This window comes from Paraburkholderia sp. MM5384-R2 (assembly GCF_014201025.1).
GTDB classification, from domain to species: domain Bacteria; phylum Pseudomonadota; class Gammaproteobacteria; order Burkholderiales; family Burkholderiaceae; genus Paraburkholderia; species Paraburkholderia tuberum.
Genome location: NZ_JACHDI010000017.1, coordinates 12573 through 35924 on the forward strand (window position 1 = coordinate 12573; position 23352 = coordinate 35924).

26 protein-coding genes are annotated in these 23352 nt (G+C 64.6%); 5 read left to right on the forward strand and 21 right to left on the reverse strand.

Features of this window, described 5'->3' with window-relative positions:
- Nucleotides 1-32: 32 nt before the first annotated feature.
- Nucleotides 33-998, reverse strand: coding sequence for a PDR/VanB family oxidoreductase (locus tag HDG37_RS24270; RefSeq protein WP_184051952.1), 966 nt, complete (start codon nt 996-998; stop codon nt 33-35).
- Nucleotides 995-2080, reverse strand: coding sequence for an aromatic ring-hydroxylating dioxygenase subunit alpha (locus HDG37_RS24275; RefSeq protein WP_184051954.1), 1086 nt, complete (start codon nt 2078-2080; stop codon nt 995-997). The genes HDG37_RS24270 and HDG37_RS24275 overlap by 4 nt, the downstream gene beginning before the upstream one ends.
- Before the next feature lie 185 nt (nt 2081-2265).
- Between HDG37_RS24275 and HDG37_RS24280 the strand changes: the two genes are divergently transcribed.
- The gene (locus tag HDG37_RS24280) at nt 2266-2766 is read left to right on the forward strand and encodes a MarR family winged helix-turn-helix transcriptional regulator (RefSeq protein WP_090809135.1); all 501 of its coding nucleotides are present in this window, start codon (nt 2266-2268) and stop codon (nt 2764-2766) included.
- A gap of 20 nt (nt 2767-2786) precedes the next feature.
- Here HDG37_RS24280 and HDG37_RS24285 read toward each other — a convergent pair whose 3' ends face one another.
- A complete protein-coding gene (locus HDG37_RS24285) occupies nt 2787-3725 on the reverse strand; it encodes an NADP-dependent oxidoreductase (RefSeq protein ID WP_184051956.1) in 939 nt (312 codons plus the stop codon).
- 204 nt (nt 3726-3929) lie between these two features.
- On the opposite strand from HDG37_RS24285, the gene HDG37_RS24290 reads away from it, so the two are divergent.
- Together HDG37_RS24290 and HDG37_RS24295 are read left to right on the forward strand one after the other, a co-directional pair.
- Nucleotides 3930-4163, forward strand: a complete 234-nt coding sequence (locus HDG37_RS24290) for a DUF2795 domain-containing protein (RefSeq protein WP_026226555.1) — start codon at nt 3930-3932, stop codon at nt 4161-4163.
- 62 nt (nt 4164-4225) lie between these two features.
- Nucleotides 4226-5137, forward strand: a complete 912-nt coding sequence (locus HDG37_RS24295; RefSeq protein WP_184052213.1) for a DUF72 domain-containing protein — start codon at nt 4226-4228, stop codon at nt 5135-5137.
- On the opposite strand, the gene HDG37_RS24300 is transcribed toward HDG37_RS24295, so the two are convergent.
- The 6 genes from HDG37_RS24300 to HDG37_RS24325 form a co-directional block, all read right to left on the reverse strand.
- Nucleotides 5129-5791 (reverse strand): UdgX family uracil-DNA binding protein, encoded by a 663-nt coding sequence (locus tag HDG37_RS24300; protein ID WP_184051958.1) that lies wholly within the window; start codon nt 5789-5791, stop codon nt 5129-5131. The genes HDG37_RS24295 and HDG37_RS24300 overlap by 9 nt on opposite strands.
- 27 nt (nt 5792-5818) lie before the next feature.
- Nucleotides 5819-5971 (reverse strand): DUF6496 domain-containing protein, encoded by a 153-nt coding sequence (locus HDG37_RS24305; RefSeq protein WP_018437257.1) that lies wholly within the window; start codon nt 5969-5971, stop codon nt 5819-5821.
- A 126-nt stretch (nt 5972-6097) separates the two neighbouring features.
- A complete protein-coding gene (locus HDG37_RS24310) occupies nt 6098-6781 on the reverse strand; it encodes a hypothetical protein (protein WP_184051960.1) in 684 nt (227 codons plus the stop codon).
- Nucleotides 6778-8184, reverse strand: a complete 1407-nt coding sequence (locus HDG37_RS24315) for a selenium-binding protein SBP56-related protein (RefSeq protein WP_184051962.1) — start codon at nt 8182-8184, stop codon at nt 6778-6780. Before HDG37_RS24315 ends, HDG37_RS24310 begins: the two co-directional genes overlap by 4 nt.
- Nucleotides 8185-8438: 254 nt before the next feature.
- The gene (locus HDG37_RS24320) at nt 8439-8879 is read right to left on the reverse strand and encodes a zinc-finger-containing protein (protein WP_184051964.1); all 441 of its coding nucleotides are present in this window, start codon (nt 8877-8879) and stop codon (nt 8439-8441) included.
- 107 nt (nt 8880-8986) lie between these two features.
- Nucleotides 8987-9661 carry a DJ-1/PfpI family protein gene (locus HDG37_RS24325; RefSeq protein ID WP_184051966.1) on the reverse strand — a complete coding sequence of 225 codons (675 nt, stop codon included), beginning with the start codon at nt 9659-9661 and terminating at the stop codon, nt 8987-8989.
- A 156-nt stretch (nt 9662-9817) separates the two neighbouring features.
- Here HDG37_RS24325 and HDG37_RS24330 point away from each other — a divergent pair, with 156 nt between their 5' ends.
- Complete coding sequence (locus HDG37_RS24330; RefSeq protein WP_184051968.1) at nt 9818-10792, forward strand: GlxA family transcriptional regulator; 975 nt, start codon at nt 9818-9820, stop codon at nt 10790-10792.
- A 36-nt stretch (nt 10793-10828) separates the two neighbouring features.
- Here the strand turns inward: HDG37_RS24330 and HDG37_RS24335 are convergent, their stop codons facing one another.
- The 12 genes from HDG37_RS24335 to HDG37_RS24390 all read right to left on the reverse strand — a co-directional run bounded on the left by HDG37_RS24335 (nt 10829) and on the right by HDG37_RS24390 (nt 22518).
- Entirely contained in the window at nt 10829-11389 is a 561-nt protein-coding gene (locus HDG37_RS24335) for a hypothetical protein (RefSeq protein ID WP_184051970.1), read from the reverse strand.
- 378 nt (nt 11390-11767) lie between these two features.
- Nucleotides 11768-12763, reverse strand: a complete 996-nt coding sequence (locus HDG37_RS24340; protein WP_184051972.1) for an MxaL protein — start codon at nt 12761-12763, stop codon at nt 11768-11770.
- Complete coding sequence (locus tag HDG37_RS24345) at nt 12760-13305, reverse strand: tetratricopeptide repeat protein (RefSeq protein ID WP_184051973.1); 546 nt, start codon at nt 13303-13305, stop codon at nt 12760-12762. The genes HDG37_RS24340 and HDG37_RS24345 overlap by 4 nt, the downstream gene beginning before the upstream one ends.
- Nucleotides 13302-14288: a vWA domain-containing protein gene (locus HDG37_RS24350; RefSeq protein ID WP_184051976.1), complete on the reverse strand. Its 987-nt coding sequence runs from the start codon at nt 14286-14288 to the stop codon at nt 13302-13304. Before HDG37_RS24350 ends, HDG37_RS24345 begins: the two co-directional genes overlap by 4 nt.
- Complete coding sequence (locus HDG37_RS24355) at nt 14285-15208, reverse strand: calcium incorporation protein MxaA (RefSeq protein ID WP_184051978.1); 924 nt, start codon at nt 15206-15208, stop codon at nt 14285-14287. Before HDG37_RS24355 ends, HDG37_RS24350 begins: the two co-directional genes overlap by 4 nt.
- Entirely contained in the window at nt 15205-16116 is a 912-nt protein-coding gene (locus HDG37_RS24360) for a DUF58 domain-containing protein (protein ID WP_184051980.1), read from the reverse strand. Before HDG37_RS24360 ends, HDG37_RS24355 begins: the two co-directional genes overlap by 4 nt.
- A gap of 20 nt (nt 16117-16136) precedes the next feature.
- The gene (locus HDG37_RS24365) at nt 16137-17159 is read right to left on the reverse strand and encodes a MoxR family ATPase (protein WP_184051982.1); all 1023 of its coding nucleotides are present in this window, start codon (nt 17157-17159) and stop codon (nt 16137-16139) included.
- Between the two features lie 237 nt (nt 17160-17396).
- Nucleotides 17397-18401, reverse strand: a complete 1005-nt coding sequence (locus tag HDG37_RS24370) for a LysR family transcriptional regulator (RefSeq protein WP_184051984.1) — start codon at nt 18399-18401, stop codon at nt 17397-17399.
- A gap of 5 nt (nt 18402-18406) precedes the next feature.
- Nucleotides 18407-19177, reverse strand: a complete 771-nt coding sequence (locus HDG37_RS24375; protein WP_184051986.1) for a hypothetical protein — start codon at nt 19175-19177, stop codon at nt 18407-18409.
- On the reverse strand, nt 19174-20085 hold the full coding sequence (locus tag HDG37_RS24380; protein ID WP_184051988.1) for a substrate-binding domain-containing protein: 912 nt from the start codon (nt 20083-20085) through the stop codon (nt 19174-19176). The genes HDG37_RS24375 and HDG37_RS24380 overlap by 4 nt, the downstream gene beginning before the upstream one ends.
- A 31-nt stretch (nt 20086-20116) precedes the next feature.
- Nucleotides 20117-20536 (reverse strand): c-type cytochrome, encoded by a 420-nt coding sequence (locus HDG37_RS24385; RefSeq protein ID WP_090810412.1) that lies wholly within the window; start codon nt 20534-20536, stop codon nt 20117-20119.
- 164 nt (nt 20537-20700) lie between these two features.
- Nucleotides 20701-22518 carry a methanol/ethanol family PQQ-dependent dehydrogenase gene (locus HDG37_RS24390; RefSeq protein WP_184051990.1) on the reverse strand — a complete coding sequence of 606 codons (1818 nt, stop codon included), beginning with the start codon at nt 22516-22518 and terminating at the stop codon, nt 20701-20703.
- Between the two features lie 418 nt (nt 22519-22936).
- On the opposite strand from HDG37_RS24390, the gene HDG37_RS24395 reads away from it, so the two are divergent.
- On the forward strand, nt 22937-23335 hold the full coding sequence (locus tag HDG37_RS24395; protein WP_090809095.1) for a 4a-hydroxytetrahydrobiopterin dehydratase: 399 nt from the start codon (nt 22937-22939) through the stop codon (nt 23333-23335).
- Nucleotides 23336-23352 lie beyond the last annotated feature (17 nt).

Consider the following 23352-nt stretch of genomic DNA (forward strand, 5'->3'; position numbering starts at 1 on the left):
GACGGGCATCAGGCCCGTCGTACCGCAGAAAATCACAGATCGAGCACCAGCAGCGGCGATTTCGCGCGCGAGCAGCACGGCAGGAACTGATCGTTTGCCGCGCGTTCCTCGTCGGTCAGATACGAATCCAGATGATCCGGCTCGCCGGACAGCACCCGCGTCAAACAGGTACCGCACACGCCCTGCTCGCACGACGTGATCACTTCGACGCCATGCGCGGCCAGCGCCTGCACGACCGTGCATTGGGGCGGCACGTCGATCGTCGCGCCGCTGCTCGCGATGCGCACCTTGAAGCTGCCGCCCGTCGCCGCCTGATTCGCGGCCGCGCCGAAGAACTCGTAGTGCAGCCTGTTTTCCGGCCAGCCCTTCGCACGCGCGGTCTCGAGCACGAAGTCCATGAAGCCGCGCGGACCGCAGACATACAGGTGGGTGCCGGCCGGCGCATCGCTGAGCGTCTGCTCGATATCGAAGGTCGAGCCGCCCGGATGGTCATCGTGATGAAGCTGGACCGCCTTCGCGAAGCCAGCTTGTGCAAGACGCTCGACGAACGCCGTGCGTTCCTTCGAGCGCGTGCAGTAGTGCATGTCGAACGAAGCGCCCATGGCGGCAAGCCGCTCGGCCATGCAAAGAATCGGCGTGACGCCGATCCCGCCCGCGAGCAGCAGATGATGAGCCGCATCGTCGGCGAGCGCGAAATGATTGCGCGGCGCGCTGATCTGCAGGCGATCGCCTTCGCGGACCAGATCGTGCACCGCTTTCGATCCGCCGCGTCCCCCTTCGTCGCGCAGCACCGCGATCAGATAGCGATGCGTTTCGCGCGGATCGTTGCACAACGAGTACTGACGCACGAGCCCGTTTGGCAAATGCACGTCGACGTGCGAGCCGGCGTCGAAGGCCGGCAACGCCTGAGCGTTCTCGCTCGCGAGTTCGAAGCTCGCGATACCGAGCGCTTCGTCGCGCCGGCGCGCCACCACCACATTCAGCACGGGATGATTCATGTCGCCGTCCGCACGGGAATGACGCGCGTCACGTCAGCCTGCGGCGCGCCCGTCTCCGCGCGTTCCTGCGCAACGAGCCGATCGATCACGCGGCGGGACATCACGCCGCCCGCATCGATATTGAGCTTCAGCAGATTGCGCTCGGGCCGGCGCAACAGGTTCTGCTGCTGACGTTCGAGCATCTCCAGATCTTCACTGAAGATCTTGCCCTGCCCTTCGCGGATACTCGCGGTCAGCGCCGCATCGTCGGGACGGAAATTGCGCGCCATGCCCCAGAAATACCAGATCGACGTTTCCGTTTCCGGCGTGATGAAATCCACCACGATCGACGACGCTTTCTGGTCGGCCGGCGCGTGATAGCCACCATGCCCGGCATGCGCGACGCCTACCTCGATCAGCACGTGACTCGGCGGCGTGAAGTGACAGATCTGCCAACGGTCGACGGGCACGTCGTCGGCGAGACCATTGCCGCGCAACGCCATCTTCCAGAACGGCGGCGCCGCGACGTTTTCCATGAAACGGCTCGTGCGCACGGTATCGCCTTCGGCCACGGTTTTGGGCGCGGCTTCGTCGATTTCCTTTTGCCCGATACTGTTCGCGTGCACATAGGTCTCGTGCGTCAGATCCATCAGGTTGTCGATCATCAGCCGGTAATCGCAGCGGATGTGATAAAGACCGCCGCCGTACGCCCATTCGGCACTCTCGGCCCACTCCAGATGATGCAGCTTGGCGGCATCGGCCTGCGCCGCATCGCCGGGCCACACCCAGACGAAGCCATAGCGCTCGATCGCTGGATAGCTGCGAATCGATGGAAAGCCGTTGACGCGTTGCCCCGGCATGCCGGTCGCCTTGCCCTGACAGCCCATTTCGAGGCCGTGATAGCCGCACACGAGCGTGCCATCGCGCACGAAACCGAGCGACAGCGGCGCGCCGCGATGCGGACAGAAGTCTTCGAGCGCCACCACGGCGCCTTCCGCGTTGCGATAGAAAACCATCGGCTCGCCGCAGATCTGCCGGCCGAGCGGCTTATCCGCGACTTCATCGGGCATACATGCGACGTACCACGCGTTCTTGGGAAACATGTCAGTCTCACTCCCTGGATTATTCATGGATTGCATTCAGCCTACTCATTGAGATTCAGTGTACTCAATGCGTCTTTAATGATTAAATGAAGGTTTTCCCCTAGACGAACTTTCAATCAGGTAACACGAACGCCGGTTCGCCATTTCCATTCGCAACGAAAAGGCGCGAGGTCTTCAGAACTAATATGGTCACTTCAACCGATACCAGCACTTCCGCGATCAGCATCGATCTGTACGACCAGCCCGGCCATTTGATCCGACGCGCGCATCAGATTTCGGTGTCCATGTTTCATGATCTGATCGGACGCGAGGTGACGCCCGTTCAGTATGCGGTGCTCAGAATGCTGCAGGAATTGCCCGGACTCGATCAGGTCACGCTCGCGCAGCGAGTCGGCCTCGACACGTCGACCACCGCCGATATCGCGGTACGGCTCGAAGCGAAAGGCTGGATCGTGCGCGAAGTTCTGCCGCGCCGCCAGCGTCGTCTATTGCTGACGCCGGCTGGAGAGCAGTTGCTCGATGAATTGATCCCCGGCGTCAACGCGCTCAATCACGGCCTGCTCGACGGGATGGGAGACGAGGATGCGCGAGAGCTATTGAGACTGTTGAGAAAGTTCGTGCATCTGAATAACGATCAGAGCCGCGCGCCGCTGCGCAGCGCGAGCGACGACGCGAATCCGAACTAGCAGACAGCGCGCTCTCCGTACTACGACGCCATCTCCACCACGATCTTGCCGCGCACGTGGCCTTTCGCGAGCCGTTCCAGCGCCTTGGCCGTCGCATCGAACGCAAACCGTTCGGCGACCACGACACGCACGCTGCCCTTGTCGAGCAACGACGCGATCTCCGTCAATTGCCGGCCGTCGGGTCGCGCGGTATAACGCGTGGCCCGTGCGCCATGGTTCGACGCCTCGGTCTGCGACGGCTCGTTGAGCGTCGAGACCAGCGCGCCACCGGTCGCCACGGCCGACCACGAGCGGCGCTGCGTATCGCCGCCGATCAGATCGAACACGAGGTCGATGTCGCGCGCGACGTCTTCGAAGCGCTGCGCGTGATAGTCGATCACGCGATCCGCACCGAGCGAGCGCACGAACTCGATGCCGTCGCCGGACGCCGTAGCGTACACTTGCGCGCCCTTCTGCCTGGCGAACTGCACGGCGAAATGTCCAACGCCGCCCGCGCCCGCATGGATCAGCACGCGGCCGCCGGCTTCGAGGCAGCCGTGATCGAACAGGCCCTGCCATGCGGTCAACGCGGCGAGCGGCACGGCGCCCGCGGACCCCAGATCCAGTTTTTCCGGCGCACGCGCCAGCGCGCTCGCGGACACGACGACGAATTCCGCGTACGCACCCTGTCCCTGGCCAACGAAGCCATACACCTGCTCGCCCGCGCGCCATTGCCCGACGCCCTCGCCGACCCGTTCGACCACTCCGGAAAAATCGCGCCCGAGCGTATAGGGCAGCTTCTCTTCACGAATCAACGGGTACTGGCCCGAGCGCGTCTTCAGGTCCACCGGATTGGCGCTGGCCGCGCGCACGCGCACCAGCACCTGGCCGGCGCCAGGCTCGGGGATCTCGATCTCCTCGGCCTTGAACACCTCGGGACCGCCGAAGCGGTGAATGCGATATGCGAGCATCGTGCTCATGATGGCCTGCTCCTTGAAAGGTCCTGTGTCAGCGGCGCTACTTTGCCGGCTGCGCGCAAGCCGCGTTCCTCATCGCGGGGTTCTTTTTCATTCGCACGACGTGCGCCGCCGGAAAACGCAACACGAGCCCGCGCGCCGAGGCACGACATATGCGACACCTACCGGTAGGCGCGCAGTCGTGATGTACTCATTCAAGGAGGAACCATGTCACAGCACCCCGCCCATTCCCAGGATCACCGCCACCCCGGTCAGCCGAATCCCGCTGACGTCGAAAAAGCACTCAGTGGTGTGAATTACCCGACCACACGCGAAAAGCTGGTCGCGCAGGCGCGCAAAAATCACGCGAATACCGACATCGTCGATCTGGTCGACCGTCTGCCCGATCACAATTTCGACAGCCCGGCCGCGGTGGCGAAGGAAATCGCGCGTATTCAATGACGCTGCGATCCGTCGAGCCGGAGCCGGACTCCGAGCCCCATTCCGCCGGACCCGACGCGCGAATGAAGAAAACCGGCGATGTGCGTATCGGCATTTCCGGCTGGCGCTACCAAGGTTGGCGCGGCAGCTTTTACCCAGAGGATCTCAAACATGCAGCGGAATTACAGTACGCGTCGGCGCTATTCGGCACGATCGAAATCAACGGCACGCACTACAGCCTTCAATCGCTCGATAGCTGGCAGCGTTGGTACGCGCAGACGCCTGACGGCTTCGTGTTTGGCATCAAAGGCGCGCGCTATCTGACTCATATGCTGCGGTTTCGCGATGCGAGCGCACGTGTCGGCATCGCGAACTTCTTCGCGCAGGGGCTGCTCGCGTTGAACGAAAAGCTTGGTCCGATCCTATGGCAATTTCCGCCGTCGTTCCGATTCGAGCCCGAGGCAATGGAGCGCTTTCTGCGCGTGTTGCCGTCCGACATCGCGAGCGCATCGGCGCTGGCGACGCACCATGATGCGCGTGTCAAGACGCCTTATGTCGACATCGATCGCAAGCGGAAGTTGCGTCACGCGGTCGAAGTGCGCCACGCGAGCTTTGTCGATCCGGCGTTCGTGACCTTGCTTCGGCATTACGGCGTCGCGCTCGTCGTTTCAGATTCCACCGAACCGTGGCCCGTCGCCGAAGATCTGACGGCGGACTTCGTCTATCTTCGCCTGCACGGCAGCGAAGCCAAATACTCGGGTGCGTATGGGGACGACGCTCTGCAACGATGGGCCGAGCGAATCGATGCATGGCGCGGCGGCTCGCAACCGGCCGACGCGCAATTGATCGCGCCGCAACTCCGGCCGCCTCGCCGAGCCGCGCGAGACGTCTACTGCTACTTCGACAACGATGTAAAAGCTCGGGCGCCGTTCGACGCACAACGATTGATGAAAGGCCTCGGATTACGAGCGACGCACGCGCCGGCGTCATCCTGAGCGCTTGCCGCCGTGGGCCAGCTTCTGAGCGGTGCGCAACGCTGCGACGATGCGTTCGTACACCTCGCGACGCGTTTCAGGGTCCGGCGCGCGCAGCGCAAACGACGGATGGTACGTCGCGACCACGCGTTGCTGGCCGCGCTCGATCGTTTGGTCGAACGCGTCCTGCAAGCGCGCGTGCGAGTCGTGAACAACCGCTTTCAACGCGGTCGCGCCCAGTGCCACGACCACGCGCACATGCGGCATATCGAGTTCCTGTTCCAGCCAGTAGCCGCAAGCATCCACTTCACGCTGAGCGGGCGTTTTGTGCAAGCGACGCTTGCCGCGCGCGATCCACTTGAAATGCTTGACGGCGTTCGTCACGTAGACGTCGTTACGCTTGACGCCCGCTTCTTCGAGCGCGCTGTCGAGCAACGCGCCGGCAGGCCCGACGAAGGGCTTGCCCTGCAGATCTTCCATGTCGCCGGGTTGCTCGCCGACCAGCACGATCGACGCATGCCGCTGCCCTTCGCCGGGCACGGCCTGAGTCGCATTGCGCCAGAGCGCGCAACGGCGGCAATCGTCGAGCTTCGCCGGATGCTGATCGGGTTCGACATCCGCTGGCTCCGATTGCGGGTCGCCATGCGCGAGCTTTTTCTGCGGCCTGTCGGTCATGGGTACGACCGCGCGTGCTGAAGCAGCTTATTTCTCACTCTTCTTCGGAATCTTCGCGCCCGACTTGCGCGCCTGATTCAACGCGATCGCGACAGCCTGCTTGTGCGGCTTGCCATGCTTCGACTCGGTCTTGATGTTGTGCGACACGGTCTCTTTCGATGTCCCTTTCTTCAGCGGCATGATCTTCTCCGGGTGTAGATGACGAGAGGAAAAATCAGGATCCGCACGGAATGGCGTCCCTGCACCGAAGCTACCCAGCATATGCTGTGCCCGGGAGCCTCACAGGCCGGATCGGCCGCGTCGAAATCACCCGGAAACGCCCGCTGCCACCGCGTTCAACGCCAGCGACACGCCCCCCACCAGAATCAGACTCGACGCCCATACCGCATCGAGATTGAACCAGCTGCGCGACACGAACCTGAGCCCGAGGTAGCGATAAACGAGCCATGCGAGCACGCCGCCGGCCATCGTCATCGCGGCCGCATGCACCGCGGAGACCGACAGCGCCATGCGCAGACTCGTTTCGATCAGCGTTTGGGCGGCTTGATGCGCGCTGTCCACTGCGTCTGCGCGGCACAGACCGAGGTAGATCGGCACCAGCATCAAGCCGGCGCCGTGCGCGATCGCCACCGCGAACGACCAGAGCGCGAGCCGCGACGGCGGAATTCTCGCCAGTACGCGCGGATGGCGCCGGCGCATCAGCAACACCAGACCGAAGCCGATCACCAGCACGCTCGCGCCGATCTGCATCTGACGCTGCCACGCGAGCACACTGACCAGCATCGCGAACGGCAGCATCATCAGCAATATGGCGAGCGCGTGCCCCGCCGCGAGATAAAGAAGCGCTACGACCAGCGCTTGCGAGCGCCGCTGCATCAGCGCGTTCGACACCGCGAGCGGCCACCCCATCGCCGGATTGAGTCCGTGATACACACCGCTCGCGAGGACGGCCAGCCACAGTGCCGCTTGCGGCGACACCGCGCCGCTCAAACGCCCGCCGAGGGATAGCAGAACGAATCGGTCGAGCAGTCGCCGCCTTCGAGGCGAATCTGGTGCGCGCGATAGCCGGCGGGAAACTCGACGAAGAAATCTTCGGCGAGCTCGAGACCGCCATTGGGCTCGGCATGCGCCATGACTTGCACGCCGGGCACACCATCCGGGTAGAACTGGTCGTCCCACGTCGAATAGAGCGAGTTGGTCCAGTAGATGCGCTTGCCGTCGCGACTGATCTCGACCATCTGCGGACCGCCGGCGAAAGCCTTGCCGTTCGGATGCGGCGTGCAATGTTCGATTCCACCGATGCGCACCGAGCCCGTCAATTTCGGCTTGCGCGGTTCGCTCACGTCGTACTGGCGCATCTCGCCGGTGCCCCAGCAGGAGACGTAGAGGAATTTATCGTCGATCGAAAGATCGATGTCGGTGACGAGCGGCGGCACCGCGCCGAAACCTTGCAGCAGTGGCGGCAACTCGTCGGCATGCGCGGGCTCCGGTGGAATGGTCGCGGTCTTTTCGATGTGGAAGTGGCCGCCTTCGCGCCACCAGGTCCAGATCGACCCTTCCAGATTCGTCGTATCGACCACGACGCCGATAAAGCCGTACTCGCGGCTCGGGTCGTGCGCGGGCCGCACTTCAAGCGCCATCTGATGATTCGCGCCGAGATCGAGCGTCTGCACGTTGCGCCTCGCGCGCAGATCCCAGAAGTGCACGCGGTGGCCGTATTTGTTCGCGAGCAGGTCTTCGGGCACGATGCCGTTTTCGAATTGCGGCGGCAGCGCCCATTCGGTCGACACCATGTAGTCGCGCGGCAGATTCCACCAGAAGTCGTAATGCTTTTCCTGCGCGCCGCGCTCGATTTCCCAGCGGCCCAGCACCTCGAATGTTTGGCAGTCCATGATGAAGATTCCGGGCGGCCCGTCGGTGCCGTCCTTGCCACCACCGCCGAGCGTGCTCACGTAGATGCCCTCCGGTCCGCAATGCACGGTGTGCGGACGCGAATAGCCGGTCTTGCGGAAAATTTCCTCCGGCTCGATGATCTTGTGAATCTTCGCCTGGGTCGGATGCGGCTTCGTATCGACGATATAGATGCGCGACGAGCGCATGCCCGGAATGATCAGATAGCGACGTTCCAGAAACGCGTGGCCCGTCAACGGCGACAACGCGGACGAACACGCGTTCCAGCCGAAGTGATGAAATTCGTCGCCCTTGTTCGGCACCGGCACCGTGTGGACCACCTGGCTATAAGTCGGCGAACCGGGCTTCACGTCGATCACGGCGAGCGCGTCGGGCCGCGAGGAGTCCGGACTTAGCAGTACCGTGTACGCGTATTCTTCCGCCGGCGCATCCATCGCGAGCTTCGGCGATGCATGAAAGGTAGGATCGGGGCGCATTCTCATGACGGCACTCTCCCTGTCGTTCGAACGGTTCTGAACGGAAGCCCGACCCGCCAAAAATCGAGCCAGCGTAACTTTAAATTTGTAGTTCACGATAGCGGCGGACGCAACCGGAGATTTGCACCCGGACGCAGGTGCGATCCGACTGCCGGGCCGCATCGCACGAGAACTGCCAATTTGGTGGGGGTGAAGAGGCGCGGGGAAGGCGGGGTGGTATTGGAGGAATGAAAGGATGCTAGTCGCTTGGGGATATCACGCTATCTCGCACGCCGAGCTTCGATAAAAGCTTCGACATAACGCAGCGCCTGTTCGCACTGCTCGGGCGTGAACGCGTGAATGCTCGCCGGAACCGGATCGAAGCCAAGCTCGGTCGCGGCCCACCGGATCGCTTTCGCGCGGGCTTCGAACGCATTCACGCCATCGCGGCGCACCTTCCCGGCAACGAGCGGTTCGAGCGCATCGTGCAGCTTGCTCTTCGACTCGCGCAACGTTGCGTCGGCGAGGCGGCCGAGCGGCAGGTTGTGTTTGCTGCGCGAATAAACGCCGATCCACGCCTGACATGCGGTGCAGATCCACAGCGGCCCCTGATCGCTGCGATAGGGGTAGGACTCGTCGCCGTAACGCGCGAGCAACGCACGGTTGCCGCAGTAGTCGCATGACGGCTGCGGCAGTGCCTTGACGGGCTTGCCTACGCGCATGGGGAGTGCCCCGGGGAAAATTCGTCGTACTTCATCGCATCGATCCGACTGGCGGAAACGGGTAGAGCCACACAGTTTAATGGAATGGCCGTACCCGCATGCAAGACTTAGCTTCTCTCCGCGATCTCCATCACCACCCGGCGCCGCGCGGCCAGGCCTTCCGCCGACCGTCGCCGGACCAGTTCCACCACCGCTTGCGGCGCCAACGCCGGATCGCCCGCGTCGAACGGCGGGGCTGGCGCGTATTCGAGTTCGAGCTGGATCGCCTGCGCCTCTTCTACGCCCGCCAGTTCGGCCGCGACGGTCAACCCGAAATCGATGCCCGCCGTCACGCCGCCGGTAATCAGATTGCCATCGCGGACCACGCGCGCATGTGTCGGTATCGCGCCGAGCGGTTCAAGCAGCGAGTGAAACGCCCAGTGAGTCGTCGCGCGCCGCCCGCGCAGCAAGCCGGCCGCGCCAAGCAGCAACGCGCCGGTGCAGACCGACGTCACGTAGCGCGCGCTCGCGGCCTGTCGGCAAACGAAGTCGATCGTTTGCTCGTCTTGCAACAGGTCGGTCACGCCGCTTCCGCCTGGCACACAGATCACGTCGAGCGGCGGGCAGCTTTCGTAGGTCGTGCTCGGCGTCAGCACGAGCCCGTTACTCGACACCACGGGCTCCCGTGTCTTCCAGATCAGATGCATCGTGGCGCCCGGCAACGATGCAAGTACGTCGTGCGGGCCAGTCAGATCGAGTTGCTGTACTTTCGGAAACACCAGAAAACCGATTTGCAGGTTCATAGGGATGCCTTATTCAGGGAGAAATCGAAACGCGTGATCCGCCGCGTCTTCCAGGTGGACGGATTGATTCTCTGCGCGTAGTCTTTGGCAAGACTGCCATTAACCCCAGTTTTTCTGCCACGCGCGCGCTCTCCTACAGCCCCTGTTACACACGATATGTCCAGCGCTCCCCCCTCCATCGTGCTGCTCGCCTTCCCCAACATGCAACTGCTCGACGTCAGCGGTCCGCTGCAGGTATTTGCGTCCGCCAATGAACTCGTCGCGCAGCGTGGGCTCGACGAACTCTACTCGCCCCGCGTCGTGGCAGCCGAAGCCGGGCCCGTCACGTCGTCGTCGGGACTTGCGGTACTCGCCGGTTCGCTGCGCTCGGTGAAAGCGCCGGTCGATACGCTGATCGTCCCGGGCGGCTGGGGGATTCGTCAGGCATCGGCCGATCAGCGTCTGATCCGCTGGACGCAGCGCCATGCGCCGCATTGCAGACGCGTTGCCTCGGTCTGCTCAGGCGCGTTCCTGCTCGCCGAGGCGGGGCTGCTCGACGGCCGCCGCGTCGCCACGCATTGGGGGCGTTGCGACGAACTCGCGCAGGCGTATCCGCAACTGCGCGTCGAAGCCGATCCAATCTTTATTCGCGACGGGCCTATCTGGACATCGGCGGGCGTCACCGCCGGCATCGACCTCGCGCTGGCCATGCTCGAAGAGGATCACGGGCGCGCGTTGGCGCTCGACGTCGCGCGCGAGCTCGTCGTGTTTCTGAAGCGGCCGGGGGGTCAGTCGCAGTTCAGCGCGATGCTGTCGCTGCAACATGCCGACGACCGTTTCGGCGAATTGCATGCATGGATGACGTCGCATCTCGCATCCGACCTGTCGGTCCCCGCGCTCGCGCGACGGCTTCATATGAGCGAGCGCAGCTTCATGCGCCACTACAAGGCGCAAACGGGCCGCACGCCGGCCCGCGCGGTCGAGCAGTTGCGCATCGAAGCGGCACAGCGCTTGCTAAGCGAGACATCCTGGTCGATCAAACGAATCGCGGCGCGGTGTGGATTCGGCAGCGAGGAAACGATGCGATGCAGCTTCGTGCGTCAGCTGCGCGTGGCGCCGCAGGTGTATCGCGAGCGCTTTTCGTCGACGTGACTCGTCGACGTGAAATGCGCGGCCGTCCGACATCACTCAGTAGCGACGTTTGACGATCAGCGTCGCGCCCGTATCGTGAGAATGCAGAATCGCGACGCGCGCGGTGCCGGAGAACACCCAGTCGTCGATCGTCAAGGACAAGCGTCGCTGCGGTGACGCGCCTATCGACAACACTGAACTGTTCATCTGAACGATGGACAATTGCGGCGCGGTAGATGGACCCAGATGCAAAGGATTCGAAGCATTTTGCGCGGCAGGTTTTGCGCCCGGTTCGGACACCGGTGCGAACTCCGGTCCGGACGACACCAATGCCTTCGCAGTGCCGAACTGGGCATCGCGCGTCACGTCCACACTATAGTAATTCTCCATCTGCGCGAAGAACGGCTTGCCCTGATCCCCGCGATACTCCATCGCATAGCGCTGCTGCTCGAAGTAGTGCCGAGGCTCGGGAATCGGCGGCACGACTTCGACGGGCGACGCGACGATGTTGGCGACCATCATCGCTTGCGGCACATCGCCGAAGGGGCCGCCCGCAAACGCGTAGCCGCTCACCAAGACGAGTACCGCTCCGACAATCCTCTCGTTTTGGCACGTCATCGCATGCCTCCAGTGAAGGAATTGAAATGTCACATGACACGGCGCTCCCGTCGAATCGAGCGCCTTGCAGCGTCGCAGGCATTCAGACATTGTAGTCAGTCATTGGCGTACCGGTAGGTCAAAGTGTGAGGTACCTCGCGTGTGTGGCGAGCGCATGCGCCTTCGCGACTCAGCGCTGGAGTCGACATCGAAGTGGACCGATTGAGAATGATTCCTGGCAACGCTCTCCGGCCTCGAAGACCGGCAAGAGCTTCTGGCGCAAGCCTCGTGAGTCGGTCGATCCCGGCAACTCTTGCGAGGTTTCGCAAGCAACTACGCTGCTCGATTGGATACCTGCACCTTCAACCGTTGCAGCGTCAACGTTCGCGCTCGCGTGAGTCAGTCGACTCGTGTCGGCCGGCCATTGAATGCCGGCGCGATCTGCAAAACGATCGTCCGAATGCGCTTTCGCCAGGCGCGCGGCCATGCGAGAACGGCATCCGGCATGAAGCGCGCGACGAGCAGCAGCAACGCGAGCAGCGCTGGACACCAGCGCAGATCGGTCGGCACCGGTTCGCGGCGAGCGAAGCGCGCATCGAGCAGCGCATCGCCGAACGACGTCACGTTCAGCAGGCGCCGGTAGTCGAGGCCAGTCTGCCCCGCCACCGACGCAAGGTACTCGCCGCGCAATTCGGACAACTCCTCGTGCGTTTTCGCCTCGACACCGGAGCCTGGCGTCGGCGGGACCTGGATCACGTCGTCGGCCTGCCAGTAGCCGATCCGGTTGCCGTCGGCGTCGGTCTTCGGAATGGCCGCGGGCTGGTCGCCGCCGACGCCGATCAGCCAGCCCCTGATTCGCGCGGCATTGATGCCTTCCATCAGCGGGCGCGCCGCCGATACCGGCGGCGCCTCCTGACCATCGGTGACGAACGCGATGGCCGCGCCGCCGCCGACCTCCTGCGCGACCCGCACGGCCGAATACACACCGCCCTCGGCAATGCGGCTCCAGTTGGTCCAGCGCATGCGCCCGTCGATGCCGTCGAGCGACACCAGCAGCGCGTCGTAGTTGCCACAGACTTCGACCGGCGCCATCAGCAGCAACACCCGCTGCCCCGTGAACACGCTCCAGCCGACCTTCGAGCCGCACGGCAAGCGCCCGAGCGCGTCGCGCATCGCGGCCTGCGCGAATTTGAGCCGGCTGACCGGAGCGCCGTCGAACACCACGTCCTCGACGTCCATGCTTTGCGTGATATCGAACGTCACGAGGTAGTTAAACGTGTTGCGCGGCAAAGTGACGTCCGGCATCGCAACCGCCGCGATCAATGCGACGAGCGCGAGCGGCGTCAACGCGTGGCGCCATCTTGCGAAGCCGCGCTCGCGCGAGACGCCGCTCATGGCAAGTCCTGGCTCTGCGGGTCACGCAGCTTGACGTTGTGCTGCTCTTTCACATCGGGCCCGGCGAGCGCGGACGGCGTTTCCGGCGCAAGCCACAGCGCGCGCTCGAGGTTGTAGCGCGCGTCCCAATCGTCGGGCGCCGCGCGCAGCGCGAGCCGGTAGCGCGCCTTGGCCTCACCGATCATCGCGAGAGACCTGACCGTCTGCGCCGTCTCGCCGCTGCCTTCGCGCAGGTACAGGTTGCCGAGATCGAACAGCGCCGCGCGGCCGACTTCGTCAGGCGGGCTGCCCTCGGGGATCAGACCGTTATAGAGCCGCGCCGCCGCGTCATACGCGCCCGCTTTCGACAGCGCTATCGCGCGGGCCAGTTGCACCTCGCGCGCGTCGTCGCCGGCAGGCTGGTCGCGCGAAGCGGCGTTCGTCGCGAGAATGGCCTGATCGACGCGCTCCGCGTGCTGCAGACGAACGAAGCCATACGCGGCCCACGCGGCGCAACAGATCGCCACGGTGCCGAACAGCGTGTGGATCAGCGTGCGCTTCATGCCCAGCTCCTGACCTGCAACTGGTGCAGCAGCACCAGCAGCGCCGAACAGAACAGCGCGAGCGCGAAACAGTACAGACTCAGGTCCTGGCGAGGCAGATGCTCGACGAACGTCGTCGTCGCGTTCTGCTGCCGGTTGATCTCCGCGATCGCCGCCATCATCGCCTTCGGGTCTTCGGCCTGAAACAGCCTATAAGGCGTCTTGAGCGTCAGAAAGAAGCGATGCAGCTGCGCTTCGGCCGAGGTTCCGCTGACGGGCTGCGTCGCGTTCAGATCGGGACTGAAGACGCTGCTGCGCAAGTAGATGAAGTACAGGGCGATCCGGTTGCGTCGCAGTCCCGCCTCGATGCGCCGTTGCATCGTTTCGTCGAGCAACGCGCCGCCATCGGAGACGAGCACGATCGCGCGGCGACCCGACGACAGGCGCCCGTCGAACTGCGCGATCGCCGCGAGCATGCCGCGATCGAGCTCGGTGTCCGGCATGCCACGGCCAATCGCCGTCGCCGCGACAGCGGCCTCGATCACGCGATGGTTGTACGTGAACGGCATCGCCAGCACGGGGTTGGTGCCGAACATCATGAACGCGAGCCGGTCGTTGGGCCGCTGCTCGACGAAGCGCGTCAACGCGGCGCGCGCCACGTGGTTCTTGGAGTCGCCGCGCGGCGCCTCGACGCCCTTGCTGCCCATCGGCTCGTCCATGCTCGCGCTGCGGTCCATCAGGATCAGGATCTGCGCGCCGCTGCCGGTGCGCAGCACCTGCAACTGCGAGCGCCCCGGCCCCGCCAGCCCGACGACGATCGCGGCGATCGCCAGTGCCGCGCCGCCGCGTACGAGCCAGCCGGCCGCGCGCCCGAGATCGTCGGCGGGCAGCCACGCGACGCTCGAAAACACCAGCGTGTCGCTGCGTCGCCGCAGCAGCGGCAGCGCGGCGAGCGGCAGCAGCACCAGCATCCACGGCAGGGCGAAATCGAGGCTCATGGTCATCGCTGATGGCGCCTCTCCGCCCGATACAACGCCCGGCACAGCGCGTGCAACGAAAGCTCGCCGGGATTGCCGACGGCCTTCGGCGCCGGTGTGAAAAAGCGCTCGGACGACGCCAGATAGAAACGTTCGAGCTGCGCGCGCAGCGGTTGCAGATAGGGCGCGCGCGCGAGCAACGCGGATAGCGAAGCCGCATGCACGACCTGGCCGGCGGTTTCGTTCAGTGCGCGATGCAGGCAGACCCACGCATCGTTCGATGAAGCAGCGGGCGCCTCCGGCAGTCGCTGCATCTGCCGCCATGCACGCGCGAACGGCAGCCGTGCCGCCTCGCGTCGGTTGCGCGCCCACCACCAGCTCGCCCACGCGAGCAGGGTCGCGAGCAGCAGGCCGAGCGCCCACGCAATCTGCCGACGCCAGCCGGCCGTGCCCAGCATGGGTGCCTGACGATCGGGCCGCAGCGGCTGCAAATCCCCTGCGGCGAACGCGGTTTGCGGCGTCAACGGTCCGATGCTCGCCGGCCATTCGGCGACCTGCAATTGCGTGCCCGCCGCCGACGTCAACGTCAACGCGGGCAACGTGATCTGCGTGAGCGTCTGCGGCGCGTTGACGACTTGATACGCGATCACCATCCACTTGCGGCCGTTGGCATCGGTTTCGAGCGTCACGGGCCGGCGTTCGAGCCACACGCCGGTGCGTCCGACCGAAGGCGGCGTGACCGCGCCGAGGTCCCGATCGTTGGCCTCCAGCAGCACGCGCTGCGTCAGCACATCGCCGAGCACATAGCCGAACGCGCGCGGCTCCTGAACGAGCGCGGTCGCCACGGCGGCGCTGGCCGGCGCGCTCGCGGCGCCGCCAAGCGACGCGATCAGCATATGCAGCGCCGCCCGACGAGCGACACCACCGCGCACACCGCGCGCGCTCATACCGTCATCTCCAGAAAGTAGCGCGACATCGCTTCCGGATCGAACGCGCCTTCGACATAGAACGGCCGGATGCCGCGCGCGCCGAACCCCGCGGCGAGTTCGTCGCGACGGCGCGCGACGCCTTCGCGCCAGCGCTCGCGCACATCGCGGGAAAGCCACACGCGACGCTCCTCGCCGGACTCCGCATCGTTGACGGCCAGCAGCGAGGCGTGCTGCGGCGGCGTGATCTCGGCCGCGTCCCACACGACCATCGGCACCACGCACGCATGCACCAGCATGTCGAGTACCGACGACAGTCGCGCGAGCGGCCAGTGGAAATCGGACACGACGAACACGAGCGCCTGGCGTCCAGCGATACGGATCGCGCAACGCCGCAATCCTTCTATGGCCGCGCGTCCGGCCTGACGTCCGGCCTGACGTTCTGCCTGACCATTCGCCCGACGATCAGCCGTTTCACCGGCGCGTTCGCGCAGCATGCTCGCGAGCAGCGAGCCGGTGCCCCGCCCCGTGCGCGCCGGCATGAACAGATCGTCGCGTTCGCCGCCATCGAAGGCCAGCATGCCGAGCCGGTCGCCGACCCGGAACGCGCTATGGCCGAGCGCTTCGACGAAATCGGCGGCGACCTCCAGCTTCGTTTTACGGCTGCCGAACAGCATCGACGCCGATACGTCGACGATCACGAACACCGGCACCGCGACGCGCTGCAAATGCACGCGCACGAGCCACTCGTCGCGCGCCGCGCGCAAGCTCGCGCGCAGATCGAGCCGGCGCGGGTCCGGGTAGTCGAACAACCGGCCGTGCATCGCGAACTGCTGACCCGAGCCGAAGCTCGAGCCCGGATGCGAGCCGGGCCGCGCGCCGGCCGCGCGCATCGGCAGACGGTAGTGGAATTCCGCGGTGTCGTTCATCGTGGTGCGCGCGCCGCCGGTCAGCGAGGCACGGCGACGTTCGCGACGATCCGCGCGATCAGCGCCTCGGCCAGCTCCTGGCGGCGCAGCTCGTAGATCGGCGTGAAGAACACGCGATGCCCCAGCGCCGGCAGCAGCACTTCGTGAATGTCCTCCGGAAGCAGATGCGTGCGTCCCGCAAGCCACGCGACCACGCGCGCGGCCCGCAGCAGCGCGCTCATGCCCCGCGGACTTGCGCCCGCGAGAATCAGCTGCTCCATGTCGACGCCGTCGAGCGCGATGCCGAAGCGCGCCGGCGTTTCCGTCGCTTGCCAGATGTCGTGCACGTAGCGCTCGATCGTCTCGCTCGCCTGCACGCCCTGCTGGATCGCCGCGCCGATCCGGTTCAACTGCTCCCACGGCACGATCGACGGAGTCAGCTGCGCGAGCAGGCCGTCGACGTCATGGAACCTCGTGTCGAAGACGAGGCTGCGCCGCGCCTCCTCGTCGGTCGGCGTCGGCATGTTCAGCTCGAACAGGAAGCGGTCGCGCGCCGCCGACGCGAGCTCGAAGGTCTCTTCCTTCTCGACCTTGTTGCGGTCGGCGTATACGGTCATGTGCGGAAAGCGGTGCTCGCGGTCGAACGCCCACACGGAACGTTCGGCCATCGCGCGCAACAGCAGCGATTGCACCTGCGGACGCGCGCGATTGATCTCGTTGAAGAAGAAGGTGGTCAGTTGCTCGCCGTGGCGCAGCAGCGGGCCCGGTTCGATGCGCGGCTTGCCGTCGGCATCGACATAGGTGTGATAGACGAGGTCGCCCGGCATCAGATCGATCGTGCCTTCGACGCGCTCGAAATCGCCGCCAACCACGCGCGCGAACGCCCGCAATACGGTCGTCTTGCCGACCCCGACGCCGCCTTCGAGCAGCACGTGGCCGCGTGCGAACAAAGCGACGTTGATGAGCCTCAGCGTTTGCTGCTGACCGACGACGACTCTCGCGACTTCGTTTTCGATCCGCTGGGCGTGAGAACGCCAGTCCTGAAGCTGCTCGCCGGAAACCATCGCTGCGATCCCCTTCCGTGGTGGCTGGCGTTTATTTGCACGACGCTCGAACGTCGACGCGCTTCCAGGCTCGCCAGCCTTCCGTTCAAGCATGGTTTATGCCGATCGTGCGCACGGGACCCAGGAGTTAAATCGAATGCGAAAAGTTGGCAGCCTGTCACGACAGCCGGGTACAGACTGTGCCATCGACGCTGCCTGGGACGCGTCGTTCACCAGCAAGCCGACGAGCGCATGACGCTACCGCTGCGCGCCGACCGGCGGTTTCGCAAACACCCCTGCAAACTGCGCATATTCCTGCTCCAGATGCACCGCCGCATGGTCGAGCAGAAACTGCCGGAACATCATGCTGGTCGGCGAAAGCTGCTTCGTGCGCAGATGCACGACCTGCCACGCGCGTTCGATCGGCGTGCCGTTCACGTCGAGCAGCGCGATCTCGCCGGTGCGCAACTCCAGCTGCAACGTATGCAGCGAGATCAGACTCACGCCCATGCCCGCCATCACCGCCTGCTTGATCGTTTCGTTGCTGCCGAGCGTGACGGTTTTCGCGGGTGTGAACAGATGCTGCCGGAACATCGCTTCGGCGGCCATGCGCGTACCCGAGCCCGGCTCGCGCAGCAGGAAGGTGTCGCGGCGCAACTCCTGCAGATCGAAGCGGCGCGCGCCGCACAGCGGATGATCGAGCGGCGCGATCACCACCTGAGGATGACTCGCGAGCGGCTCGGCCGTCGTATCGAGTTCGGGCGGCGGGCGGCCCATGATCGCGAGATCGATCGCGTTGTCCTGCAACAGACGCAGCAACGCGTCGCGATTGCCGACCGAGAAGTGCACGTCGACCTTCGGGTATAGATGCGAGTACATCGCCAGCAGTTTCGGCGCGAAGTAGGTCGCCGAACTGACGATGCCCACGTTGATCGAGCCGCTGTCGGCCTGCTTCAGCGACATCATCGCGTCTTCGGTGTCCTTGATTTCGCCGAGAATGCGGCTCGCGTGATGGGTCAGCACCTCGCCCGCTTCGGTCAGCGTGAGCTTGCGCGCGATGCGCTCGAACAGCCGCAGGCCGACCGCCTCTTCGAGCTGATGAATCTGCATCGACACCGCCGGCTGCGTCAGATGCAGCTCCTCGGCCGCGCGCGCGAAACTCGTATAGCGGCTCGCGACGACGAAAATCTGCAACTGCCGCAGGGTCAGCGTGCGAACGAAATTCAGCTTGACCCGGTTCGTCGCGAAACTCGCGTTCTGCATTTGATTCAGCGACTCGCTCGCGGCGCATTCGATGACGGTTTCGCCGGCGCCTTGCCCGCAGGCAACTTGTTCAGTGCCGATTGAAAGCTCAACGACTCCGTATGCGCCGGATGCGCAAAGTCGTTGTTGGGGCCCGGCACGTCGGTGCGGATCTGCACGACCTGGCCCGGCACGCTGTCGGCGAGCAGGAACGTGTAGCGCTTGCCCGTGTATTGTGCGAAGCGCTCCGCGTTCGGATCGTTCAGATAAGGCTGCACGACGATGCGCCGCGCGCTGACCGGCTTACCGCCGACCTGGCTCGGCACGCTCTCGATCTGCGGCCCCGCGGCGAGCGCGAGACGCAGACGCTGCTGGAAGTAGCGGCGCTGTCCGCCGGTGAGACCCTGCATCTCCGCGATGTCGCGTTCGAGAAAATAAATGATTGCCGGATTGCACTGCAGGCCGCCGATCGGCAGGTTCACGCTGCCGCTATGGTCGGACACCTGTGCGTCGCCTTTCGCGTTGTTCTCGCTCAGCACCAGCACCTTGACGACATCGGCGCTGCGAGACGGCTGCCCGGAATCGATCAGCGCGTAGTCGAGTTCGGTCTGCGCGGCGACGCCGTGCAGATGATCGGTCAGAAAAATCAGCCGCTCGGCCGGCGTGATCTCGTCGCCGCCCGGCGCCGACGCCGGACTCGCCGCACGCGCGGCGGCTGGCGCGAGGCACAGCACACACAGCGTCCCCATCAGCGCGGCGCGTGCCGCGCGCAGCCAGGCGCCGCGCGCGCGCGTCATTGCGACGCGTCGCCAGGCTTGCCCGCCGGCGCGTCGACCGGTTTGAGCATCGGCACCTGGTAGGTCGCGAGGATGCTGTCGATCTTGTCGTGATTCGCGCCGATCCATTGATCCACCTTGTCCTTCCAGTCCTTCTCGCCGTAGCGCACACCCATCGAAATCGTGTAGTCGAAGCGGATGCCGGGCCCCGGCGGGAACGGCACGAGTTTGACCGAATCACCGGCGCGCTTCGCGAAGTAGCCGGCGATCGGCCCCCACAGAAACACCACGTCGACCTTGCCCGCGCGCAGGTCGTGTTCGATCATCTGGCCCGGGTACACGGCCGGATCGCCGCTTTGCACCTGGTACGACACCGCCTGGTCGATCAGGTTGTGGCCGAGCAGCCAGTCCACCGCGGGGGTTTGCGAAAAGATGCCGAAGCGCAGCTTGTGCAGTTGATCGGGCGGCAGCTTCAGCAGGTCGTCGGGCGTCTTGATGCTCGCGAACTCGGGGCGGTTCGGCAGCACCATTGCGTAGGTCGAGCGCAGATACGGCTGCGTCGTCGACGTCATGTCATAGCCCTTCGGCACGCCGATGATCAGGTCGCAGCGATAGCGCTCGTTGCCGTCCTCCTTCTCGCGCAGCGTGTGGCGCACGAAGCCCATGCGCTGCGGAAAGTACGTGTATTCGAGCTTGTAGCCGAAGTCGCTCGCCATCTGGGCCGCGATGCGGTTCTCGTAGCCCTCGCCCTTGTCGTTCGACAACGGCATGTTGTTCGGGTCCGCGCACACCCTGAGCACGCCGTCCGCGCCGTCGTTGTTCGGCAGCGCGGGGCCGTCCGCCCGGACCGCGGCGCTCGCGAGCGCCGCGCCGCACAACGCGGCCGCGATCACGCTGACATGCACGGACATGCTTCTCTTATCACGCATCGTGAGCCTCCGGAAGAATGACGGCACGGCGTTATTTGGCGTCGATGGCCTTCAGATCGCCCGGCTTGATCTGTCCATCGGAGCGCCCTTTCAGGTACGCGTAGAGGTTTTCCCAGTTCTTCTGCATCATCTGGCTCGTGCTGAAATCGGGCATGCCCTTGTCCACCCGGCCGCCGAACACCGTGCGATGAAACTCGGTCTTGTCAAGCGTCTTGAACGCGTCGATCAGCGACGGCCCGACCATGCCCTGCTGCTGCGCGCCGTGGCAGCGTTCGCAGGCGAGCGCGCGCCACGTCTTCCAGCCAAGCAGCGTATTACTGTCCACCTTGGTGCCGTCGACCACCTTGTACGCGACCTGCGCAATCGAAGGATTGTTCTGCGCGTATCCGACGGGCAGCACGACGAGCGCTGCGGGCAACACAGTGAGCAACAGGATAGATCGGCCTTTCATGCACATGTCTCCATCTGGGAATAAGCCGCGCCCCGATGCGTTTCATCGACGCATCCACCGACGGGCGCGATCTGGGGGTGATTCAATGCTTGCGCGAGGCTGACGGGGCGGCCGTGCCTGTTCAAGCCGCCCCGCTGGTTCAGCCTTTCATTTCAGCCGTTCGTTCAGCTCTTTTCGCCAGGAATCGCGAACACGAACAGCGTGCCGCCGAGCGCGGTGTACTTCGCGAGATCTTTGTAGCCGCCGACCGCACCCAGACCTTCGGTCGGCTTCTCCAGACCCGCCGCCATGCCGATGCCGGCCCAGCCGCCGATGCCCGAATACACGCCGACGTACTGCTTGCCCTGATACTCATACGTGAAGACGTTGCCGATGATTCCCGACGGCGTCTTGAAGCGCCACAGTTCCTTGCCGTCCTTGATGCGCACCGCCTTCAGGTAGCCTTCCAGCGTGCCGTAGAACGCGATGCCGCCCGCGGTCGCCAGCACGCCCGACCACACCGAGAACCTCTCCGGCTTCGAGTAGACGATCCTGCCCTTGCTCGCATCCCACGCGATGAAGTTGCCCATCGAGTTGCCCTCGTTCGGGCCCGGATACATCGACAGCGTGGCGCCGACATACGGCTGTCCCGACACGTAGTCGACATCGAACGGCTCGTAGTCCATACAGACGTGGTTGGTCGGCACGAGGAACAGGTGCGAGTTCGGATCGTATGCCGCCGGTTGCTGGTCCTTCGAACCGAGTGCCGCCGGGCAGATGCCCTTCACGTTGTGATCGGAGCCGGCCGCCTGCGTCGAGTACGCCGCGTTGCGAATCGGCAGGCCGCTTTGCAGGTCGACACGGTCGGCCCAGTTCACCGCCGGGTCGTACTTCTGCGCGACCAGCAACTGTCCGGTTACGCGATTGAGCGTATAGCCGAAACCGTTCCGGTCGAAGTGCACGATCGCGGGCACCTGCTTGCCGTTGATCGTCAGGTCGGACAGGATCATTTCGTTGACGCCGTCATAGTCCCATTCGTCGTGCGGCGTCATCTGGTAGACCCATTTGGCCTTGCCGGTATTCAGGTCGCGCGCGAAGATCGACATCGACCATTTGTTGTCGCCCGGACGTTGCGTCGGGTTCCATGTGCCCGGATTGCCAGTACCGTAGTACACAAGATTGAGTTTCGGATCCCACGCATACCACCCCCACGTGGTGCCGCCGCCGAGCTTCCACTGATCGCCCTTCCACGACTTCAGCGACGAATCCGCGCCCACCGGCACCATCTGGCCGTTCGAGTACGTCATCGTCTTTTCCGGGTCGATCAGCATGTCGTTGTCGGGGCCCGTGCTGTACGCGGTCCAGGCCGGTTTGCCGGTCTTGATGTCGTACGCGATCAGACGCCCGCGCACGCCGAACTCGCCGCCCGAGATCCCGGTCAGCACCTTGTCGCCGAATACGTGCGGCGCGTTGGTGTTGGTTTCGCCGGCTTTCGGATTGCCGTTCTGCGCGGTCCACACCACGTCGCCCGTCTTCGCGTTCAGCGCGACGAGCTTGGTGTCGGCCTGCTGCAGGAAGATCTTGCCGTCGCCGTACGCGAGACCGCGATTGACGGTGTCGCAGCACATCACCGAGACGACCTGCTCGTCCTGTTTCGGCTGATACTGCCAGAGGAACGTCTGATCCTTCAGGTTGACCGCAATGACCTTGTTCGGAAACGGGGAGTGGACATACATCGTGTCGCCGATCACGAGCGGCGAGCCTTCATGGCCGCGTAGCACCCCGGTCGACATGGTCCATGCGACCTGAAGTTTGCCGACGTTGTTCTCGTTGATCTGCTTGAGCGGGCTGTAGCGGTGATTCGCATAATCGCCCGCCTGGGCCGCCCAGTTGGCCGGGTTTTTCATCAGTCCGTCGAGCTGCGAATCGGCCTGCGCAGCCAGAGAGCCAAAGGCTGCGGATGCGAGGATCGCGAGCCCAAGAACTACAGTGCGTAAGTTCATGTCTCCTCCAGAATTGTCCTGCTGTTCAACTCACGAATGACCCACGCTACCTCATCGCATCGTGCGCGCCTTCTCGAGTGCAGGTAACGATTAACGCGCTATCCCGATTCGATGTCGGGCTTCGCGACGCATGAACGGCCGACGCATATTCCATGCCGGAATAGCGGCAACGTTTGCCGCTATTGGCTGCGCTGGCCCGGCGACTCGGCACGCGCGAGGTGTCGCGGCACTCGGGCGTTGCACGCCGATGCTTGCATGGCGGTAAGCTGAAGGGCCTGCGTCACGCGATGCGGCACATACTGTGTCACTTGCGTGATACGAATCGTGTCCTTTGCGAATCACACGCCGCGGCACGGGCCTGTCACTTGCAACGATGCTTCGTTCGGCGATCGATTCGCGCATTCGAGGAGCAACAGCCATGGCAAACACCGAGCACGTCTATACCGACGAAGAGATCCAGCAGCGCCTCGTCGGTCCGCTGCAGCACTGGTATCTGGAAGATGGCTGGCTGCGGCGCAAATACCGCACCGAGGGCTGGAAGGGAACGCTGATGGTGGTCAACACCGTCGGCCACCTCGCGGAAGCCGCCTGGCACCACCCCGATCTGACGGTCTCGTACGCATTCGTGACCGTGAAGCTGAAGACGCACAGCGCCAAGGGCATCACCGACAAGGACTTCGCGCTCGCGACGAAGATCGAATCGGTGGTCCACTGGCAGCCCGGCCTCGAGGACGGCCCGCTCGAAGGCACGCCCGCCGACGATCAGCGCTTCCGCTATATCAAGTACGACGCGCCCAAACCCGCGCAAGGCAGTTGACACGCGTTTCTGTCGCC

Bases quoted from the DNA above. Each gene is read 5' to 3' on its own strand.
- HDG37_RS24270 (WP_184051952.1), bottom strand. From the start codon at position 998: ATGAATCATCCCGTGCTGAATGTGGTGGTGGCGCGCCGGCGCGACGAA.
- HDG37_RS24275 (WP_184051954.1), bottom strand. From the start codon at position 2,080: ATGTTTCCCAAGAACGCGTGGTACGTCGCATGTATGCCCGATGAAGTC.
- HDG37_RS24280 (WP_090809135.1), top strand. From the start codon at position 2,266: ATGGTCACTTCAACCGATACCAGCACTTCCGCGATCAGCATCGATCTG.
- HDG37_RS24285 (WP_184051956.1), bottom strand. From the start codon at position 3,725: ATGAGCACGATGCTCGCATATCGCATTCACCGCTTCGGCGGTCCCGAG.
- HDG37_RS24290 (WP_026226555.1), top strand. From the start codon at position 3,930: ATGTCACAGCACCCCGCCCATTCCCAGGATCACCGCCACCCCGGTCAG.
- HDG37_RS24295 (WP_184052213.1), top strand. From the start codon at position 4,226: ATGAAGAAAACCGGCGATGTGCGTATCGGCATTTCCGGCTGGCGCTAC.
- HDG37_RS24300 (WP_184051958.1), bottom strand. From the start codon at position 5,791: ATGACCGACAGGCCGCAGAAAAAGCTCGCGCATGGCGACCCGCAATCG.
- HDG37_RS24305 (WP_018437257.1), bottom strand. From the start codon at position 5,971: ATGCCGCTGAAGAAAGGGACATCGAAAGAGACCGTGTCGCACAACATC.
- HDG37_RS24315 (WP_184051962.1), bottom strand. From the start codon at position 8,184: ATGAGAATGCGCCCCGATCCTACCTTTCATGCATCGCCGAAGCTCGCG.
- HDG37_RS24320 (WP_184051964.1), bottom strand. From the start codon at position 8,879: ATGCGCGTAGGCAAGCCCGTCAAGGCACTGCCGCAGCCGTCATGCGAC.
- HDG37_RS24325 (WP_184051966.1), bottom strand. From the start codon at position 9,661: ATGAACCTGCAAATCGGTTTTCTGGTGTTTCCGAAAGTACAGCAACTC.
- HDG37_RS24330 (WP_184051968.1), top strand. From the start codon at position 9,818: ATGTCCAGCGCTCCCCCCTCCATCGTGCTGCTCGCCTTCCCCAACATG.
- HDG37_RS24335 (WP_184051970.1), bottom strand. From the start codon at position 11,389: ATGACGTGCCAAAACGAGAGGATTGTCGGAGCGGTACTCGTCTTGGTG.
- HDG37_RS24340 (WP_184051972.1), bottom strand. From the start codon at position 12,763: ATGAGCGGCGTCTCGCGCGAGCGCGGCTTCGCAAGATGGCGCCACGCG.
- HDG37_RS24345 (WP_184051973.1), bottom strand. From the start codon at position 13,305: ATGAAGCGCACGCTGATCCACACGCTGTTCGGCACCGTGGCGATCTGT.
- HDG37_RS24350 (WP_184051976.1), bottom strand. From the start codon at position 14,288: ATGACCATGAGCCTCGATTTCGCCCTGCCGTGGATGCTGGTGCTGCTG.
- HDG37_RS24355 (WP_184051978.1), bottom strand. From the start codon at position 15,208: ATGAGCGCGCGCGGTGTGCGCGGTGGTGTCGCTCGTCGGGCGGCGCTG.
- HDG37_RS24360 (WP_184051980.1), bottom strand. From the start codon at position 16,116: ATGAACGACACCGCGGAATTCCACTACCGTCTGCCGATGCGCGCGGCC.
- HDG37_RS24365 (WP_184051982.1), bottom strand. From the start codon at position 17,159: ATGGTTTCCGGCGAGCAGCTTCAGGACTGGCGTTCTCACGCCCAGCGG.
- HDG37_RS24370 (WP_184051984.1), bottom strand. From the start codon at position 18,401: ATGCAGAACGCGAGTTTCGCGACGAACCGGGTCAAGCTGAATTTCGTT.
- HDG37_RS24375 (WP_184051986.1), bottom strand. From the start codon at position 19,177: ATGACGCGCGCGCGCGGCGCCTGGCTGCGCGCGGCACGCGCCGCGCTG.
- HDG37_RS24380 (WP_184051988.1), bottom strand. From the start codon at position 20,085: ATGCGTGATAAGAGAAGCATGTCCGTGCATGTCAGCGTGATCGCGGCC.
- HDG37_RS24385 (WP_090810412.1), bottom strand. From the start codon at position 20,536: ATGAAAGGCCGATCTATCCTGTTGCTCACTGTGTTGCCCGCAGCGCTC.
- HDG37_RS24390 (WP_184051990.1), bottom strand. From the start codon at position 22,518: ATGAACTTACGCACTGTAGTTCTTGGGCTCGCGATCCTCGCATCCGCA.
- HDG37_RS24395 (WP_090809095.1), top strand. From the start codon at position 22,937: ATGGCAAACACCGAGCACGTCTATACCGACGAAGAGATCCAGCAGCGC.